General features: G+C 66.5%; 11 protein-coding genes. 7 read left to right on the top strand and 4 right to left on the bottom strand.

Annotated features, from left to right (window positions below; all coding sequences use genetic code 11):
- Positions 1-8: 8 nt before the first annotated feature.
- Entirely contained in the window at positions 9-1,217 is a 1,209-nt protein-coding gene (locus tag IEW22_RS04395) for a PQQ-dependent sugar dehydrogenase (protein WP_188585380.1), read from the bottom strand.
- A 176-nt stretch (positions 1,218-1,393) separates the two neighbouring features.
- On the opposite strand from IEW22_RS04395, the gene IEW22_RS19990 reads away from it, so the two are divergent.
- Positions 1,394-3,016, top strand: coding sequence for a DoxX family membrane protein (locus IEW22_RS19990; protein WP_229742169.1), 1,623 nt, complete (start codon positions 1,394-1,396; stop codon positions 3,014-3,016).
- A gap of 274 nt (positions 3,017-3,290) precedes the next feature.
- On the top strand, positions 3,291-5,117 hold the full coding sequence (locus IEW22_RS04385; protein WP_188585379.1) for an oleate hydratase: 1,827 nt from the start codon (positions 3,291-3,293) through the stop codon (positions 5,115-5,117).
- Positions 5,118-5,238: 121 nt separating this feature from the next.
- Here IEW22_RS04385 and ilvD read toward each other — a convergent pair whose 3' ends face one another.
- Positions 5,239-7,083, bottom strand: a complete 1,845-nt coding sequence (gene ilvD, locus IEW22_RS04380) for a dihydroxy-acid dehydratase (protein WP_188585378.1) — start codon at positions 7,081-7,083, stop codon at positions 5,239-5,241.
- Between the two features lie 272 nt (positions 7,084-7,355).
- Positions 7,356-7,952, bottom strand: a complete 597-nt coding sequence (locus IEW22_RS04375) for a PH domain-containing protein (protein WP_229742168.1) — start codon at positions 7,950-7,952, stop codon at positions 7,356-7,358.
- A gap of 480 nt (positions 7,953-8,432) precedes the next feature.
- Between IEW22_RS04375 and IEW22_RS04370 the strand changes: the two genes are divergently transcribed.
- The 3 genes from IEW22_RS04370 to ilvC all read left to right on the top strand — a co-directional run bounded on the left by IEW22_RS04370 (position 8,433) and on the right by ilvC (position 12,079).
- Positions 8,433-10,427: an acetolactate synthase large subunit gene (locus IEW22_RS04370; RefSeq protein WP_188585376.1), complete on the top strand. Its 1,995-nt coding sequence runs from the start codon at positions 8,433-8,435 to the stop codon at positions 10,425-10,427.
- Positions 10,424-10,927: an acetolactate synthase small subunit gene (gene ilvN, locus IEW22_RS04365; RefSeq protein WP_188585375.1), complete on the top strand. Its 504-nt coding sequence runs from the start codon at positions 10,424-10,426 to the stop codon at positions 10,925-10,927. Before IEW22_RS04370 ends, ilvN begins: the two co-directional genes overlap by 4 nt.
- Before the next feature lie 87 nt (positions 10,928-11,014).
- The gene (ilvC, locus tag IEW22_RS04360) at positions 11,015-12,079 is read left to right on the top strand and encodes a ketol-acid reductoisomerase (RefSeq protein ID WP_188585489.1); all 1,065 of its coding nucleotides are present in this window, start codon (positions 11,015-11,017) and stop codon (positions 12,077-12,079) included.
- Between the two features lie 130 nt (positions 12,080-12,209).
- Here the strand turns inward: ilvC and IEW22_RS04355 are convergent, their stop codons facing one another.
- Positions 12,210-12,869, bottom strand: coding sequence for a chymotrypsin family serine protease (locus IEW22_RS04355; RefSeq protein WP_188585374.1), 660 nt, complete (start codon positions 12,867-12,869; stop codon positions 12,210-12,212).
- A 293-nt stretch (positions 12,870-13,162) separates the two neighbouring features.
- On the opposite strand from IEW22_RS04355, the gene serA reads away from it, so the two are divergent.
- Both serA and IEW22_RS04345 read left to right on the top strand, forming a co-directional pair.
- Positions 13,163-14,761, top strand: a complete 1,599-nt coding sequence (gene serA / locus IEW22_RS04350; RefSeq protein WP_188585373.1) for a phosphoglycerate dehydrogenase — start codon at positions 13,163-13,165, stop codon at positions 14,759-14,761.
- Complete coding sequence (locus tag IEW22_RS04345; RefSeq protein ID WP_188585372.1) at positions 14,758-15,768, top strand: 3-isopropylmalate dehydrogenase; 1,011 nt, start codon at positions 14,758-14,760, stop codon at positions 15,766-15,768. The genes serA and IEW22_RS04345 overlap by 4 nt, the downstream gene beginning before the upstream one ends.
- Positions 15,769-15,789 lie beyond the last annotated feature (21 nt).

Raw genomic sequence — 15,789 nt, 5'->3', positions numbered from 1 at the left:
CGGGTCGGTCAGGCTCTGCTGTCCGACGATGCCGGAACCAGGTAACGCACCACCCGGTCGTCGGTCGACACCGGCTTGCCTCCGGCGTCCTTGTTGACCGTCCCGAACTGCAGCAGGCCGCTGGGGAGTGCTGCCAGCGGCCCGACCGCACCGTACTTCTTGTCGAGGACCACGCTCGGCGCCGAGACGGTCGGACGGTCGCGGGTGGGGGCGTTGAGTTCGAGGATCTGTCGTGTCGTCGTCGCCGAGACGAACAGCGCGCCCGCAGTCGCGGCACATCCGGCGATCCCCGGCTTGTCCGGCCAGGTCCACAGTGTGTGGGCGGCGCCGGTGGCGGAGATCTGCTGCAGACGGTCCTCGGTAGGCGCACGATCGGTCAGGTACACCGCGCTGCCGTCGGCCACGGCACACAGCGATGCAGCCGCGCCGAGTCCGGACATCAGGATCTTCGGTCGGATACCCGAACCCGAGGTCAGATCGGTGACCGACAGGAGTTTGCCGGCCAGCGATGCAGGGTTGGCGGCTGCGGCCGGATCGCCCGCATTGCCGGTGGCCACCAGCAGCTCACCCGGTGAGCGGAAGTACAGCGATCCGCCGTTTCCGGTGGTGCCCTTGGGGATTCCGGTGAGTATCGGCTTGGGCGTGTCACCCGGAGCGATGCGGACCACCTCATTGTCCGACGCCGTCGAGACATAGGCGTAGATCAGCTGATCCTGGTCGTAGGTTGGGGAGAGGGCGAAGTCGAGGAGGCCGCCGTCGCCGGCCGGGTCGACGGGGAATGAGGCCACCACACGGTGGTCGCTGCCACGAGCCCCGGCGATGATGTTGCCCGTGGTGCGCTCGGCGACCATCGCGCTGTTGCCCTCGTTGTCGGTGGGCAGTACCGCACTGGTCGGCGACAGGCAGGTGATGATGACGGCGGGGTCGGGGTCCACACACGGCCCGGGTGCCTCGGTGGCCGGCGGCGCGCCCTGGTCGCCGTTGTCCTGGCTGGCCGGCGGCTGCGGGGGGACCGACATGATCCCGGCATCGGGGTTCTCGGAGAAGGTGCCCGCCGACGAGTCGCGGTCGGCGGAGGAGAAATCGCATCCCGTCACCGCCAGCGCGGCGGTGGCGAGGATGGCGACGAACGCAGCTGCCGGGCTGCGGAGATCGGTTCTGCGTTGTTCGGTTCTGCGGCGTCGCGGCCGGGCGGCGTTGCGCCTCGGAAAGGACATGCGCCCACAGTACTGATGTGCGTGATGCGCGTTCGGGGCTGATCGCCGGTATGGCCGGGATCGGACCTCGGTGGCTGGGGTGATCGGTGCCAGGCCTTCGAACACAGGTCATGAAGTGTCAACACTCCGAACGCCAAAGCGCCAGGTCGCCACACCCACGTCGTATGGTCGGGCTTGTGACCGACGACTACCGATCGACACCGGCACCCGAGCGCGACGCGCAGGCGCCGAGCCCGTTCGACGAACCCACCGAGGCGATAGAAACCGGGGCGACAGAGACCTCGGGCGACGCTCGGGGAGGGCGGGGTGCGCAGTCCGGCCGCGACGCGCGTGCGGGTCGCGAGCGTCCGGACTCGTCCCGGCCGCGAGCGCAGACCCCGTCGATGAGGTCGCGGCGCGTGAGCGGACCGGCCGGGTCCGCACCGGCGCGTCGGGTGGTCGACACCGACGACGACGTCTTCGCAGACGTCCCGCCGGCGCCCGCGGACCGCGCGCGTACTCCCGCAGCGTCCCACCCGGCTGATTCGCCCGAGACCGAGTCTCCTGACGCTGAAACCGCCGAAGCCGGTTCGACCCAAGCTGCTTCGACGGAAGCGGATTCGAGGGCAGCAGGTTCGACCGACACCGAAGCCGCTGACTCCACAACCATCGGCTCGCGATCCGGCGATGCAGAGTCCGGTTCGGCCGCACCTCCCGGCGAGGAGACCCCCGCTTCCGTCGAGCCGACCCACGACGAGCAGGAGGGTCCCGGGGAGGTGGTTCAGAAGGCGCCGACCCCAGAAGGGTCGAGAACAGACGAGTCGAGAACAGACGAGTCGACGACAGACGAGGTGACCCCGGTCGAGCAGCGGGTCGACGACACCGCCGATGCGCCCACTGCCGCGATCGAACGCGGGCGGATGTCCAGCGAGGACCGCGACAAGTTCTACGAGCGCAATGCGCGCCCGCGTGGGCGTGAGCGAGGAAAGGCCGCGGCCGCTACGGCCGCCGCTGGTGCGGCCGCGGCTACGGCATCTGCCGGCGCGCAGGACGCCGCTGACGACGAATCTGCCACGCAGACGCGGCGTCTGGACACCACCGACGCTCCGGATGAGAGGGCCCGGGGCAGCCGTCGCCGGAAGAAGGGCCGCGCGGATACCGAGGTTGCGACCGACGAGCAGACGCGCGATGGGCATGCGGACGAAACGCGCGACGAGGAACTCGATCGTCTGCGCAAGGCCTCGCGCCGCGGCACCCTTGACCTGGGTCTGCTGATCTTGCGCGTGGCCGTCGGCGTCATCGCGATGGCCCACGGCTGCCAGAAACTGTTCGGATGGTGGGGCGGACCGAAGCTCGGCGGCTTCACCGACATGCTCATCAACTCGCAGAACACCAGCATCGGGTTCACCCACGACGCGGCGCGACCGCTGGCGATCATCGGGGCACTCTCGGAGACGCTCGGTGGTCTGATGTTGATACTCGGATTGCTCACACCCATCGCCGGGTCGGCGATCCTGGGGGTGATGATCATCGCGACTGCCTACAAGGCGACGTTGGCGGGTGGCCTGTGGTTCTTCGCCACCGATCCCGACGGGCGCGGCGGTGGCGTCGAATACGAGATGTTCCTCGGAGTGGTCGCCGCAGTCATCATCCTCACCGGTCCCGGCCGCTACTCGCTGGACTTCAAGCGCGGCTGGGCGCGACGACCGTTCATCGGATCGATCGCCTGGCTGGTGATCGGTGTGGCCGCGGCGGTGGTGATCTGGATGCTGTTCAACGGTACGAATCCTGTCCATTCGCCGGGTAATCCATCCTCCTGACCAAGTGGCTCAGGTAGGTCGTGGCGACTGTCCGCGGTTACGCCTGACACATCGGTACGCGGTTGACGTTCAGGTAACTTCACCAAACCGGAGCCGATTCCGGTTCAATGAAGTTAAGCTGGCGATGTCGACAAGATCGGCGTGCGGATCAACCGCACGAGGTAGTTCTCCTGCCTCCACCACCGGGGGCGGGTCACGGTAGCGCCGACAGTGAGACGTGTCTGCATGAGCCGGACAACCGATCGCCGTCGGAGATGAAGCGATCGGAGAGTTGATGTATTACAGCAGCGGCAATTACGAGGCCTTCGCCCGGCCGCGCAAGCCCCATGGTGTCGACGGGAAGACCGCATGGTTCGTCGGCGCCGGTCAGGCGTCCCTCGCGGGCGCCGCGTTTCTGATTCGCGATGGTCAGATGCCGGGCGACAAGATCACCATTCTCGAGGAACTCAAGCTCCCCGGCGGTGCGCTCGACGGGATCAAGGAACCCAAGAAGGGCTTCGTGATTCGCGGCGGCCGCGAGATGGAGAATCACTTCGAGTGTCTGTGGGATCTCTATCGATCCATTCCGTCACTCGAGGTCGAGGGTGCCAGCGTTCACGAGGAGTTCTACTACCTGAACAAGGACGACCCCAACTACTCGCTGCAGCGCGCGACCATCAACCGTGGCGAGGATGCGCATACCGACGGACTGTTCACGCTGAACGACAAGGCGCAGAAAGAGATCCTCAGACTCTTCCTGGCCACGCGCGAGGAAGTCGAAGATGTCCGCATCGACGAAGTGTTCACCGATGAATTCTTCTCCAGCAACTTCTGGCTGTATTGGCAAACAATGTTCGCATTCGAGAAGTGGCATTCGGCTCTGGAGATGAAGCTGTACATCCACCGCTTCATCCACCACATCGGCGGATTGCCCGACTTCAGTGCGCTGAAGTTCACCAAGTACAACCAGTACGAATCCCTGGTGCTGCCGCTCTACACCTGGCTTCTCGACCAAGGTGTGAAGTTCCAGTTCAGCACCGTCGTGACCGACGTCGACTTCGAGTTCGACGGGGACAAGAAGACCGCGACCAAGATCCACTACGTGTCCGAGGGCGTCGAAGGCAGCCAGGATCTCGGAACGAACGATCTGCTGTTCATGACGATCGGTTCGCTGACGGAGAACTCTGACGAGGGTGATCATCACACGCCGGCCAAACTCAACACCGGGCCTGCGCCCGCGTGGGATCTCTGGCGTCGGATCGCCGCGAAGCACGAGGGTTTCGGCCGTCCGGACAAGTTCGCCGGCGACATCGACAAGAGCAAGTGGGAATCGTGCACGGTAACCACGCTCGACCCGACCATTCCCAAGTACATCCAGAAGATCTGCAAGCGGGATCCGTTCAGCGGCAAGGTCGTGACCGGCGGCATCGTCAGCGTGCGGGACTCGAGCTGGCAGATGTCGTGGACGGTCAATCGACAGCCGCACTTCAAGCAGCAGCCCAAGGATCAGATCGTGATCTGGGTGTACGGGCTGATCGTCGACAAACCGGGCGATTACGTCAAAAAGGCGCTGCAGGATTGCACCGGCGAGGAGATCACCCAGGAATGGCTATATCACCTGGGCGTACCGGAGGCCGATATTCCTGAACTGGCAGCCAATTCGGCCAAGGCGGTGCCCTGCATGATGCCCTACGTCACGGCCTTCTTCATGCCGCGGCGGGCCGGGGATCGCCCGGACGTCGTGCCGGAGGGGTCGATGAACTTCGCGTTCATCGGCCAGTTCGCCGAATCGCCGACTCGTGACTGCATCTTCACGACCGAGTACTCCGTCCGCACTCCGATGGAGGCGGTCTACACCTTGCTCAACATCGAGCGCGGCGTGCCCGAGGTGTTCAACTCAACCTATGACGTACGTACGCTGGTTGCGGCCACCAGCCGACTGCGTGACGGCAAGATGGTCGATCTCCCCGGACCGAAGAAGGTGCGCGAGAAGGTTCTCGGAAAGCTCGAGTCCAATCAGGTTGGCGAACTCCTCGCCGAGTATGAGTTGATCCCCAGCGTCGGTTCGACACGCAAGATCCGCAACGACGCCGTCGACATGAACGGAACCGTGGCGAAATAGGCCTGCGCTCAGCGCGGGTACGCCCCTGGACCGCGGCCGCGCCGGTTCTGTGCAGCCGCGACGGGTACACCCGTCGCGGCCACGCGGAACCGGCGCGGCCGCAGTCGTGGAGAGGGGGCGACTAGTCGACCTTGCGGACTGCGCCCTTGTCTGCCGAGGTGGCCAGTTTGGCGTACGCGCGCAGGGCAGTGGAGACCGTGCGATCGCGATCCTTGGGCTGCCAGGGCCGCTCGGATGCTTCCATCTTGGCGCGGCGCTCCGCGAGCACCTCGTCGTCGACGAGCATCGTCAGGGTGCGTGAGGCGACGTCGATGAGGATCTGGTCGCCGTTCTCGACGAGGGCGATGTCGCCGCCGGCGGCCGCCTCGGGGGAGGCGTGTCCGATCACCAGACCCGACGACCCGCCGGAGAACCGACCATCGGTGACGAGCCCGCACTTCTTGCCCATCCCGGTGCCCTTCATGAACGCGGTCGGGTGCAACATCTCCTGCATGCCCGGTCCGCCCGCCGGACCCTCGTAGCGGATGACCAGCACCTCCCCGGCCTGCAGTTCCTTCGACAGGATGGTGTGCACGGCATCCTCCTGGCTCTCGACGACGCGCGCCGGACCCTGGAAGTGCCAGAGGGATTCGTCCACGCCGGCCGTCTTGAGCACCGCACCGTTGGCGGCGAGGTTGCCGTGCAGGACGCACAGCCCGCCCTCGACCGTGTAGGCGTGTTCGATGTCGCGGATGCAGCCGTCGGCCGCGTCGGTGTCCAGCGATTCCCACCGGTTGGACGTGGAGAACGGTTCGGTGGTGCGCACCCCGCCGGGCGCGGCGTGGAACAGTTCGATCGCCTCGGGAATCGCTGTGCCGCTGCGGATGTCCCAGTCAGCCAGATACGACTCGAGTGACGGTGCATGAACCGGGTGGACGTCGGTGTTGAGCAGTCCCGCGCGGTTGAGCTCACCGAGGATGGCGGGGATGCCACCGGCCCGGTGCACATGCTCCATGTAGTACTTCGGCGAGTTCGGTGCGACCTTGGCCAGGCACGGCACCTTGCGCGAGATGCGGTCGATGTCCTTCAGTGTGAAGTCGACCTCACCCTCCTGCGCGGCGGCGAGGATGTGCAGGACTGTGTTCGTGGAGCCGCCCATCGCGACGTCGAGGGCCATCGCGTTCTCGAAGGCATCGTGGGTGGCGACGCTGCGCGGCAGCACCGAGTCGTCATCGTCGTGGTAATACCGCTTGGCCAGGTCCACGACCATGCGTCCGGCCTTGGTGAACAGCTCACGGCGCGCGACCTGAGTCGCCAGCGTGGAGCCGTTGCCCGGCAGCGACAGACCGAGCGCCTCGGTGAGGCAGTTCATCGAGTTGGCGGTGAACATTCCCGAACACGATCCGCAGGTGGGACACGCAGACCGCTCGACCTGGAGGAGTTCCTCGTCGCCGACATTGCTGTCGGCGGAGGCCGAGATGGCGTCGATGAGGTCGGTGCCGGGGTGCACGACTCCGTTGATGACCACCGATGTACCGGCCTCCATCGGCCCACCGGAGACGAACACCGTCGGGATGTTCAGCCGCATCGCGGCGTTGAGCATCCCCGGGGTGATCTTGTCGCAGTTGGAGATGCACACCAGTGCGTCGGCGGTGTGGGCGTTGACCATGTACTCGACCGAGTCGGCGATGATCTCGCGGCTGGGCAACGAATAGAGCATGCCGCCGTGTCCCATGGCGATGCCGTCGTCGACGGCAATCGTGTTGAACTCCTTGGACACTCCGCCCGCCTCGGCGACGGCCTCGGCGACGATCTCCCCGACGTTCTTGAGGTGAACATGGCCCGGCACAAACTGGGTGTATGAATTCGCAATCGCCACAATCGGTTTGCCGAAATCGCCCTCAGTCATACCGGTGGCGCGCCAGAGTGCGCGGGCGCCTGACGCCTCGCGTCCGACGGTGGTTGTTCGTGACCTCAAGGGCGGCATGGAAACCTCGATCGACAATCGTGCTGCGGGGCCGGCGCAGCGGGCGGGTATGTGCGTGCGAGCAGTCTCAACGCCGAGCAGACCGGAAATATTCGTCAGAAGGCGATATCCGTCGCGGCCGATGGCGACTCCGTGGAATCGATCAGCAGACGCGCCGTGGCGCCGGTCACCCGTGAAGAGTGCTCTGACCAGGCTACGCCGCCGGCCAGACGCCCCATGCGGCCCGGGTCGGTACCGGGAGATCGACCGCCGGTTGGGGACCCGGTGGGGACTCAGTCGGCCCGGTGCGGCGGGATCGACCCCGACTCGCTCGATGCCGACTCATTCGATGCCGATTCACTCGGCTCGTGGCCGCTCGTCGGCGACGCAGTCTTCTCGGCCGCGGCATCGGCTGCAGCTGCATACGGGTCGGGGATGCGTCCGGAGCTCGCGGCCGACATCACCGGCAGATGGCCGAATGTGACCGCCGGTAGCGACACCGACGTGCCGTCGGTACGAACGGCTTTGGTCGCACCCCACCGGGTGAAGCGCAGACCGGCGATGGTGTCCCAGGGCATCACCGTCGTGGCGAAGGTACGTACCGAGACCAGGCCGTCGGCGGTCACCACCGTGCGCAGTCGCCAGATCCACACCGCGAGCACCACCGGCAGGACCAGTGTCCAGCCCAGATAGGGCAGCGACGTACCGGCCAGGATGATCGCGGTCACGAACATCATCGCGGGCGCGAAGTAGGCGACCGGCTGGATGCGGATCGTCAGCGGCAGGCGCACGGCCGGACGGTCGGAGGTGGCCCGCCCGGTGGTCGAGATCGCAGCGGTTGCCCGATGGCTGCGATCCGAGTGGTTCGCGTTGGCATTCGTGCTGCTCACGTCTGGGATGTTCGCTTCCGTGTCGTCGGTGAACCCCTCGTCCCTGGTTGTGCCGGGCACGGGATCATCGGCAACCATTGTGCACGCATGCCACCGGCTGCCGACATGCCCTGGCGTACGCGGAAGCGGGGTCTGTCGATTGCAGCCTGCGCGCCACGGCCGGGGCGGGTGCACCGACGATCCGGCAACGGACAGTGCGTCTCAGTATGTGGGAGGCCCACATGGGCGAGTTTGACTCACGCGACGCGCAACACCTACCTTTGCCCTATGCTGCAACGGAACATTCTCGTACTCGGCCGGCGCGTCGCCGCCTGACCGATTACGAATCGGACCCACTCAGCATCGACGCGCCACCCTCGACCAGCATCAGCTGTCGGGGGTTTTTTCTTGCCCACGGTGGGCGTCGACAATTCCATCACCGCAGATCACCAACCGTGTGAGCCCCGAGGGACTCGCGCATGACACATCGAGGAACGTGCAGTGAGCGCACCAGCAACACGCACACAGTCGGCATCCGGCGACACGCCGGGCACTGCCACGCCGAGTGCATCCGGCTCCGCCCCCAAGCCGGGGGCGCATCGGGACGGATCGGGCCGCGTCGCCGGCCGGAACACCGAGACGGTAGCTCCCGAGCGCATGTCCGGTGCCCAGGCGGTCGTCCGTTCGCTCGAGGAACTCGGTGTGGAGGTCGTCTTCGGTATCCCCGGTGGTGCGGTGCTGCCGGTCTACGATCCGCTTCTGGACTCCCGCAAGGTCCGTCACGTGTTGGTGCGCCATGAGCAGGGTGCAGGCCATGCAGCCACCGGATACGCCCAGATCACCGGTCGGGCCGGCGTGATGATGGCGACCTCGGGTCCCGGTGCCACCAACCTGGTGACCCCGCTGGCCGACGCCCAGATGGACTCGGTTCCCGTGGTGGCGATCACCGGGCAGGTCGGACGCCCGCTCATCGGCACCGATGCGTTCCAGGAGGCTGACATCTCCGGCATCACCATGCCGGTCACCAAGCACAACTTCCTGGTCTCCAACGGAGCCGACATCCCGCGCGTGATCGCCCAGGCGTTCTACATCGCCGAGAGCGGACGTCCCGGCGCGGTTCTCGTCGACATCCCCAAGGACATCCTGCAGGCGCAGACCACCTTCTCGTGGCCGCCGCAGATGGATCTGCCCGGCTATCGCCCGGTCACCAAACCGCACGGCAAGCAGGTCCGCGAGGCCGCCCGCATGATCGCTGCCGCCAAGGCGCCGGTGCTCTACGTCGGCGGTGGCGTGATCAAGGCCGAGGCGGCCGATGAACTGCTCGAACTCGCCGAACTGACCGGCATCCCGGTGGTCACCACCCTGATGGCCCGCGGGGCGTTCCCCGACAGTCATCCTCAGCACATGGGGATGCCGGGTATGCACGGCACGGTCGCCGCGGTGGGTGCGCTGCAGCGCAGCGACCTGCTGATCACCCTCGGTGCTCGCTTCGACGACCGGGTGACCGGTCAGCTCGACTCGTTCGCACCCCATGCCAAGGTGATCCACGCCGACATCGACCCGGCCGAGATCGGCAAGAACCGTGAGGTCGACGTCCCGATCGTGGGCGACTGCAAGGCCGTCATCAGCGAACTCACCGAGGCGCTGCGCCACGACTTCGCCGCCGGCACCGTTGCGGCCGACCTCAGCGACTGGCGGGCCGAGCTCGACGACATCCGTCGTCGGTTCCCGCTGAGCTACAACCGTCCTGCCGACGGATCGATGTCGCCGGAGTTCGTCATCAGCTCGGTGGGCCGGGCCGCCGGACCCGACGCGGTGTACGTCGCCGGCGTGGGCCAGCATCAGATGTGGGCCGCGCAGTTCATCTCCTACGAGAACCCGCGCACCTGGCTCAACTCCGGTGGCCTGGGCACCATGGGCTATGCGGTGCCCGCTGCCATGGGTGCCAAGATGGCGGCTCCGGACAAGGAAGTGTGGGCCATCGACGGCGACGGCTGCTTCCAGATGACCAACCAGGAACTGGCCACCTGCGCGATCGAGGGCATCCCCATCAAGGTCGCCCTCATCAACAACGGCAACCTCGGCATGGTCCGCCAGTGGCAGACCCTGTTCTACGAGGAGCGCTACTCCAACACCGACCTGTCCACCCACTCGCGGCGTATCCCCGACTTCGTGAAGCTCGCGGAAGCGTTGGGGTGTGCGGCATTCCGCGTGGAGAAGGAATCCGACGTCGACGAGGTCATCGCCCAGGCACGTGCGATCAACGACCGCCCGGTGGTCATCGACTTCATCGTCGGTGCCGACGCGCAGGTGTGGCCGATGGTCGCCGCGGGCACCAGCAACGACGAGATCATGGCCGCACGCGACATCCGTCCGCTGTTCGACGAGGATGCCGCTGCCGACCCCGCGGAGATCCACGCTGTGGCCAACCAGGAGACGTCGCTGAACCAGCCGACGAATGTCGGCCCGAACCCGGCAGGGGAGAACCTCAAGTGAGCACCACACATACGCTGAGCGTCCTCGTCGAAGACCTGCCGGGCGTGCTGGCCCGCGTCTCGGGTCTGTTCTCGCGGCGCGGATTCAACATCGAGTCACTGGCGGTGGGCGCCACCGAGATCAAGGGCGTCTCGCGGATGACGATCATGGTCTCGGTCGAGGATTTCCCGCTGGAACAGGTCACCAAACAGCTCAACAAGCTGATCAACGTGATCAAGATCGTCGAGCAGGATCCCGAGTCCTCGGTCTCGCGCGAGCTGATGCTGATCAAGGTGCGTGCCGACGCGACCGTGCGCTCGGAGGTCATCGAGGTGGTGAACCTGTTCCGCGCCAAGGTGATCGACGTCTCGCCGGAGTCGGTCACCGTGGAGGCGACCGGCACCACCGACAAGCTCGAGGCGCTGCTGCGCATGCTCGATCCGTACGGCATCCGCGAGATCGCGCAATCGGGTGCGGTCGCGCTGGGTCGTGGACCCAAGAGCATGACAGCCACCCGCTGACACCCGTCGGTGGTGGCCGCCCGGCCCCGCTGCCCACCAGGCAGACGTGACCGGGGAACATGCACAGGGACAACATTTTTCACACAGATTCTTTCGCACACTCAATGTTTCGAGAGAACACACGAAGGGAAGTACCAAGTGGCAGTCGAATTGTTCTATGACGACGACGCCGACCTGTCGATCATCCAGGGCCGCAAGGTTGCCGTCATCGGCTACGGCAGCCAGGGACACGCACACTCGCTGAGCCTGCGCGATTCCGGTGTGGACGTCGCCATCGGTCTGCGCGAGGGCAGCAAGTCGCGTGAGAAGGCACAGGAGCAGGGCCTCAAGGTCATGTCCAACGCCGAGGCCGCGAAGTGGGCCGACGTGATCATGATCCTGGCGCCCGACACCTCACAGGCCAAGATCTTCACCGAGGACATCGAGCCGAACCTCTCCGAGGGCAACGCGCTGTTCTTCGGACACGGACTCAACATCCACTTCGACCTCATCAAGGCTCCGGAGAACGTGACCGTCGCGATGGTCGCTCCCAAGGGACCCGGCCACCTGGTGCGCCGTCAGTTCGTCGACGGCAAGGGTGTGCCCTGCCTCATCGCCGTCGATCAGGATCCCAAGGATGAGGGTCAGGCGCTCGCGCTGTCCTACGCCTCGGCGATCGGTGGCGGCCGCGCCGGCATCATCAAGACCACCTTCAAAGAGGAGACCGAGACCGATCTCTTCGGTGAGCAGGCCGTGCTCTGCGGCGGCACCGAGGAACTGGTCAAGAAGGGCTTCGAGGTGATGGTCGAGGCCGGCTACGCCCCGGAGATGGCCTACTTCGAGGTGCTCCACGAGCTCAAGCTGATCGTCGACCTCATGTACGAGGGCGGCATCGCCCGCATGAACTACTCGGTGTCGGACACCGCCGAGTTCGGTGGCTACATCTCGGGTCCGCGCATCATCGACGCCGGCACCAAGGAGCGCATGAAGGAAGTCCTCGCCGACATCCAGGACGGCACCTTCGTCAAGCGTCTGGTCGCCAACGTCGAGGGCGGCAACAAGGAACTCGAGGCGCTGCGCGAGGAGAACGCCCAGCACCCGATCGAGGTCACCGGCCGCAAGCTGCGCGGTCTGATGAGCTGGGTCGACCGCCCGATCACCGAGACCGCCTGACGGTCGCTGCGCGCCCCTGGTGCGTATAGACAGGTGCGTATACGACAGGAGCCCCGGACCGTGTGGTCCGGGGCTCCTGTCGTCGGTGCGTGTCGATCAAATGACCGAGGCGATCAGTAGACCGTGTCGATCAGTAAACGTGGAATCCGCTGAAACCGACCTTGTTCATGCGGTCGAGGATCGGCCCGATGTTGGTGCCGGTCTCCGGTCCGAGGCAGGCGAACTCGAAGTAGCCGTTGACCATTCCGATCAGACGGTCTCCGATGACCACGGGGCTACCCGAATCGCCTTCGGCGATGCACATCTGGGTGATGTGGGCCTGTCCGTCGCTGAACCAGGTGACGCCACAGGTGTTACCGGTGGTGCGGCCGGTCTTGCAGGCGACCGAGGGGAACTGCGGCGGCGTGGTCTGGATGCCACGGATGGTCACGCCGCCGACGCTGCGCAGCGGGGCCACCTTGGACTTGTCGAACTTGATCACCGCGAAGTCGAGGTCGGGGGTGCTGTAGACCACCTCGCCGGCCTTCCCGCGGTTGGCGAACTTCTCCGAGTACACCGCGCGCCCGGCCGGGCCGCAGTGTCCGGCGGTCAGCCCGATCAGATCGCCGGCCTTGTCGTAGCCGATCGTGGTGATCGTGCAGGCCGCCGCGCTGTCGGCATTCTCCGGCAAGAGGATCCCCGACCCTCCGCCGAGCGGGATGTTCGGTGCGGCTGCGGCATGACCCGCTCCGAGCACCATGAGCACCATCGCCGCGGTGGCTGTCAGCATCGCCGCAAGCCTTCTCAACATCACAACTCCGTTTTCCTGCCAGGCAACCGCCGGAGGTGTTCCGAACGGCCCCGTGAGTCTATGTGATGGTGGGCCCGACTGGCCGCGGTCACACAGAACCCGGCCGACAGACCCGGCATCGGAGACCGACAGTGCGCGCTCTAAGCTGGTCGCTGAATCGCGATCCGTGCAGAACGATTCCGTGCACGACTGGCGTCGGCGCGGGCCGCGGCCCGAGAAGAACCCCCAAGACGAAGAACCCCACCGAGCCCCCGAGAAGAACTCGCTGCTCGACCAGAACTAGGAGCGTACAGGTGACCGATCCCGGCCGCACCCCCATCGTGTTGATTGCCGACAAGCTCGCACCGTCGACGGTCGAGGCACTCGGCGACGGGGTAGAGGTGCGATGGGTCGACGGACCCGATCGCCCGAAGCTGCTCGAGGCCATCGCCGAGGCCGACGCGGTCCTGGTCCGCTCGGCCACCACGATCGACGCCGAGGTCCTCGCCGCCGCGCCGCGACTGAAGATCGTCGCCCGCGCGGGCGTGGGCCTGGACAACGTCGACGTCCCGGCAGCCACCGAGCGTGGCGTGATGGTGGTCAACGCACCCACGTCGAACATCCACACCGCCGCCGAGCATGCGATCTCCCTCATGCTCTCGGCGGCCCGTCAGATCCCGCAGGCCGACGCGACGCTGCGCGAGCACACCTGGAAACGGTCGAGCTTCAACGGTGTGGAGATCTTCGGCAAGACCGTCGGCGTGGTCGGGCTCGGCCGTATCGGGCAGCTGGTCGCCGCACGTCTGGCAGCCTTCGAGACCCACATCATCGCCTACGACCCCTACGTGTCGCCCGCGCGCGCCGCGCAGCTGGGTATCGAGCTGGTGAGCCTCGAGGAGCTGCTCGAGCGTGCGGATCTCATCACGATCCACCTGCCCAAGACGCCAGAGACCCTGGGCCTCATCGGCGCCGACGAGCTCGCCAAGACCAAGGAGGGCGTGATCATCGTCAACGCCGCCCGCGGCGGTCTGATCGACGAGGATGCGCTGGCCGACTCGGTGCGCTCGGGCCACGTGCGCGGCGCCGGCATCGACGTGTTCACCAAGGAGCCCTGCACCGACAGCCCACTGTTCGAGTTGCCGCAGGTCGTGGTGACCCCGCACCTGGGCGCGTCGACCAGTGAGGCACAGGACCGCGCGGGCACCGACGTCGCCAAGAGTGTGCGCCTGGCACTGGCCGGCCACTTCGTCCCCGATGCGGTCAACATCTCCGGTGGACCCGTCGACGACGAGGTCGCGCCGTGGCTGGAGCTGTCGCGCAAGCTCGGCGTGCTCGTCGGCGCGATCTCGGACCAGTCGCCGACCGCACTGCAGGTGGAGGTCCGCGGTGAGCTCGCCGCCAGCAACGTCGACGTGCTCGGGCTGTCGGCGCTGCGCGGGCTGTTTTCGGCGGTCCTCGAGGATCCGATCACCTTCGTCAACGCCCCGGCCATCGCCCAGGAACGAGGCGTGACCACCGAGGTCACCACCGCCACCGAGAGCCCGAACCACCGCAGTCTGGTCGACGTGAAGGCGGTCTACGGCGACGGTTCGACGGTGAACGTCGCCGGCACGTTGAGTGGTCCGGCACAGGTGGAGAAGGTCGTCAACATCAACGGCCGCAACTTCGACCTGCGCGCGCAGGGACTCAACCTGCTGGTGAGCTACCGCGACCAGCCCGGTTCACTGGGCAAGATCGCCACGCTGCTGGGCAACGCCGGCATCGACATCCAGGCCGCCGGGCTGTCCCAGGACGTCGAGGGCGAGGGTGCGACCGTGCTGCTGCGCGTCGACCGCGCTGTGCCCGAGGACGTGGTCAGCGCCATCGGCGACGCCGTCGGCGCCACCCTGATCGAAGGAGTTGACCTGTCGTGAAGCTCGCAGTCATCGCCGGTGACGGGATCGGCCCCGAGGTCATCGAGCAGGCACTGAACGTGCTGCGCGCGGTCGAGCCCGATGTGGAGACCACCGAATACGATCTCGGTGCACGTCGTTACCACCGCACCGGTGAACTCCTCACCGACGCCGACCTCGACTCGCTGCGCGAGCACGACGCGATCCTGCTCGGAGCGATCGGCGATCCGTCGGTGCCCTCGGGCATCCTCGAACGCGGACTGCTGCTGAAGATGCGCTTCGCCCTCGACCACCACGTCAATCTGCGTCCGAGCAAGCTCTACGACGGTGTCTCCTCGCCGCTGTCGGGTGATCCGTCGATCGATTTCGTCGTGGTCCGTGAGGGCACCGAGGGTCCCTACACCGGAAACGGTGGTGCGATCCGCGTCGGGACGCCGCATGAGGTGGCCACCGAGGTCAGCCTGAACACCCGTTTCGGGATCGAACGCGTGGTCCGCGATGCGTTCGAGCGTGCGCAGGCGCGCCGCAAGCACCTCACCCTCGTCCACAAGACCAACGTGCTCACCTTCGGCGGTTCGCTGTGGGCGCGCACGGTCGAGGAGGTGGGTGCCGACTACCCCGACGTCACCACCGACTACTGCCATGTGGACGCGGCCACCATCTACCTGGTGACCAACCCGGGCCGGTTCGACGTGATCGTGACCGACAACCTCTTCGGCGACATCATCACCGACCTCGCCGCGGCGGTATCCGGCGGTATCGGGCTGGCGGCGTCGGGCAACATCGACGCCACGCGTACCAACCCGTCGATGTTCGAGCCGGTGCACGGCAGCGCCCCCGACATCGCGGGCAAGGGCATCGCCGACCCCACCGCGGCGATCCTCTCGGCTGCACTGCTGTTGCGTCACCTGGGCAACACCGACGCCGCGGCGCGGATCGAGAAGGCCGTGGAGGCCGACGTCGCCGCTCGCGGCGACAGTGCCGGTTCGACCGCCGACATCGGTGCGCGGATCGTCGCGGCTCTCTGATCCGTATGTGTGATCGGTGCG

The sequence above is a fragment of the Gordonia jinhuaensis genome, from assembly GCF_014639795.1.
GTDB classification, from domain to species: domain Bacteria; phylum Actinomycetota; class Actinomycetes; order Mycobacteriales; family Mycobacteriaceae; genus Gordonia_B; species Gordonia_B jinhuaensis.
This window is presented reverse-complemented; position numbering and strand designations above follow the sequence as displayed.

Excerpts from the sequence above, each read along its gene's own strand:
- IEW22_RS04395 (WP_188585380.1), bottom strand. The coding sequence starts at position 1,217 with ATGTCCTTTCCGAGGCGCAACGCCGCCCGGCCGCGACGCCGCAGAACC.
- IEW22_RS04385 (WP_188585379.1), top strand. The coding sequence starts at position 3,291 with ATGTATTACAGCAGCGGCAATTACGAGGCCTTCGCCCGGCCGCGCAAG.
- ilvD (WP_188585378.1), bottom strand. The coding sequence starts at position 7,083 with ATGCCGCCCTTGAGGTCACGAACAACCACCGTCGGACGCGAGGCGTCA.
- IEW22_RS04355 (WP_188585374.1), bottom strand. The coding sequence starts at position 12,869 with ATGTTGAGAAGGCTTGCGGCGATGCTGACAGCCACCGCGGCGATGGTG.